Source organism: Dorea amylophila (assembly GCF_025567265.1).
In the GTDB taxonomy this organism is placed as follows: Bacteria; Bacillota; Clostridia; order Lachnospirales; family Lachnospiraceae; genus Dorea_A; species Dorea_A amylophila.
In genome coordinates this window covers 83,098-86,428 of record NZ_JAOQJW010000016.1, presented here as the reverse complement: position 1 = coordinate 86,428, position 3,331 = coordinate 83,098, and the positions used below count along the sequence as shown (strand labels likewise).

General features: G+C 43.2%; 3 protein-coding genes. All 3 read right to left on the bottom strand.

All coding sequences use genetic code 11. From position 1 onward, the window contains the following. A partial coding sequence (gene tcpF, locus OCV72_RS11195; RefSeq protein WP_055283841.1) for a conjugal transfer ATPase TcpF occupies nucleotides 1-2,444 on the bottom strand: 2,444 nt, incomplete at its 3' end. Then, on the bottom strand, nucleotides 2,422-2,820 hold the full coding sequence (locus tag OCV72_RS11190; protein ID WP_004843362.1) for a conjugal transfer protein: 399 nt from the start codon (nucleotides 2,818-2,820) through the stop codon (nucleotides 2,422-2,424). The genes tcpF and OCV72_RS11190, both read right to left, overlap by 23 nt. 118 nt (nucleotides 2,821-2,938) lie before the next feature. Next, a partial coding sequence (locus OCV72_RS11185) for an antirestriction protein ArdA (RefSeq protein ID WP_055283839.1) occupies nucleotides 2,939-3,331 on the bottom strand: 393 nt, incomplete at its 5' end.

Sequence of the window (3,331 nt, the reverse complement as noted above, 5' to 3'; positions counted from 1 at the left end):
ACCTCATTTCTCTGTACGGGCGGTCTGGTATCAAAGGCGTGTAGCAGTTCTTCAAAGACTGGGTGTATCTGCACCACACCGACACGTCCGTATAAGTCCTGCAATAAGCATTGTCCGTTCTCCAAATCACGCAAGCGTTTCTGGTTGTTCTCGTCGTCCTTGTCGATACCGAAAAATTCTAAGGTCTGTTTTATCTCGTTGATGTCAGTAGAACGGAAAGCGAATTTTAAGCCGATATTGTTTTTCAGACTTTCTTTTGACACGTCGCCAGAGGATTGTGTAACGAAATAAACGCCTGCCTGCATAGCTCGTCCAGCACGAACCAGCTTATTTGATAAGGTTTCGCCTTGTGCCACATTTAAGAACGCCCACGCTTCGTCCAAATCGACAATCTTAAAAATACTTCTGTCCGAATGGATAAAATCAAGGGCAAAGGTACTAATCACAATCAGCATAGACACCGACAATAATTCAATGGTCGTGTATTCCTCAAAGGTCGTGTCCTTATCTGGTAATACTAAGTCCGCTACTTGAATGATATTGAGCTGGTTATCCAGACTGATAGCATTTTCCACCGTACCGTCTGAAAACAGCAGGTGTGCAAAATCGTAGTCCGTGAAACTGTCGATATGGTCTGCGATATTTCTTGATATGGGTGTATCTTCACAGCGTAGCTCTTCTATCACATGGAGCAAGCCCCGACTGTCGCTCTGGGTAACGGAACGAACCGCTTTTCGTAACACGGGGAATTTTTCGCCGTCCCTAGAGGAAATACCAGTAAGGAATGTCAAGATGTCGATTGCCAGACTTTCAGCGTCTTTGACATTCTTCATAATCACAAATGGGTCAAGAAGTCCTGCATTGTCCTTGTCGCTGGTAAGGTTTACGATATTGATTTCATGGGCGATTTCTGGAAGCGTTTCTTTCCAGTTGCCACGCTCTGATTTTGGGTCTAAGATAACCGCTTGTCCCCCAAAGAGAACCGAATAATACACCAGAAGATTGTTGCAGAACGACTTCCCACCGCCAAGCGAACCGACAAAAGCAGAAGCTAACGCGTTGGTAACTGTACCTTTCACACCTTGACTGGCAAGGGACGGTTGCAGGTACACATTTCTTCCCGTATCAACGGAATAGCCCATATAGATACCCGTAGTTTCCCCTAACTGCTGTGTCGCACCAAAACCAAGCCCAGCCAAGAAGTCTGATTTTACATACTGCACATAGTCATTGATATATCGCTTGCTGGCTGGTAAAAATTCAGAATGAAGCCCCAGCATATCCCCAGCAGGACGTACCAGTTTTACATTCAAATCGTCGTAAAAGTCCTTGACTTCATCACAACGGCGTTTTAATTCGTCCAAATCGTCAGCCGATACACGCACCACATAAGAGAGCTTATACATACTTTCTTTTGTCTGGTCTAAATCCGTTTCCAGCTCGTCCACGCTGTCTAATGCGTCCACCACATTTGAGCTTGTTTCGCTTCCAGCTTGATAGGCGTGATTATCCAAATCTTTCAATTCTTTTTTCTTATTGCGGACTGTCGTTAATGCTTTTCGGTTTTCCACGATTTCTACATTCATGGAAGTATCAACTGGAAAGGTAAACTGCTGTTGCTGGAAATAGAAGATTTCAGAGGACGGAAAATCAAGCTCCCCGACAATCGCATTGACGGTAAAATAGGACACATAACTTTCTTTGTCCTCATGTTCCAGTCTTAAATATCGCTGGCTTTCTTCAATCACACACCTTGTCGGACGGATAAGGTCGTAGTATTTTATCAGCGTTTCTTTCTTATAGTTTTTCTTTGGTAGCTGGTACTCATAATCTTCATAGGCGATACCGTCCCTGCCGTAAAGATGTTCCATGAGATAGCCAAAATCATTGATTTCCAAGCGACGCACCTTAAAGCGACGGGAGATTTTATTTTCCAGTAACTTTTCCATTTTCATGTAACGGTTGATTTCATCATTCGGCATGGAAACAAAATCATTCATCAGCGTGTGGTTCACTTCATGGAGAAATTCCGTGAACGTCAGCCACGCCGATTTTTTGATGTTCTTCAGATTGAGCTGTTCTTCCGTAACCATGAGCTTAAAGCCAAGAAAAAAGCGGTAGTCCACTTGATTGTCCCCAATCATAGATACTAACGCTTCGGTCTGTTCGTCTATCTTCTGATAGGCAACTTCCTTTAATTTTCCAGTTACCAGCTTCTTTGACTGCTCCTGCATACTGCGGATTGAGCTTTCTGTGGCAATCTGCAACGCATGAATTTTACCCTCACGGGACTGTGCAATGAGCTGTCGAAAGCTGTCATGCACGATAAATTTCTGCTCTGCGGATAGAAAAGAATAGTTGTACGGTATCAGCTCATAATAGGCAAACACTTCATTGTCCTTGTTCCAGACAAGGTTATTGTCAATATATTTTATCGGGAACATAGTTCACACTCCTTACTGCCGTGATTGTTTCATTCAAGGTCTGCTTATGCAGTTTTACGGCTTTTCCTGCATAAGTGATTTTTGGTCGCAGGGCATAGGTTATCTGTGATTTCAAAAAGCTGTACGGCTTCTTTCCGTCAAAGGTTTTCTGCGACATAAACCAAGTGAGAGCAACGGGAATACCGAAGTATTTGAGAAACGCTCCCTCTATCATGGAAAGTGGGGGAATATCCCCAAACAGAATGATGATAAATTCCGTAATCACAAACCATGTAATCTGTGTAAAAGTAACGGGAAAGGGCAAGTTAAAGTCATTGATTGCATATAAGACTTTTTCTACGTTCCAGATACCCGTGTAGCTTTTAATCTTTTTCAAGTTCTTTCAGCTCCTTTCGTAAGTTTCTAAATAGAAAAGGACAGCCATGTTTCAGACTGTCCCTTAAAAGAGAAATACGCTGTCAGTAGCAACAATGCTTGTCGCAGATCTTCCAGCGTTAATATGGTATCTCGCACATACCTCGGCTTGTTTCAATAAAGCAACCGCCCATATCCAAATCTCGCCCGTAGGCTTCATAGTCAATGTAGTTCTGCAAGCTGGGTGGAATATCCCCAAGTGCCTGCAATTCGTCTATGTAGTAGTAGGCAACGTCTGTCATGGTTTCACAGTCGGGATAATAATAAATATCGTCCTTGTGTTCCACGACTTCTTCCAGCGTCCCGTAGTGGCTGATAAATTCGTCCAGACACTCTACGATATAGTCGGGAAGTTCCTCTATCATTTCATACATCTCATTGAGTTCTTCAATAGAAACATACTCGCCAATCGCAATAGGGAAGTTGTCGGTATCATGGATAGCGTATTCCTCATACTGTTCATTCAAGCCGAT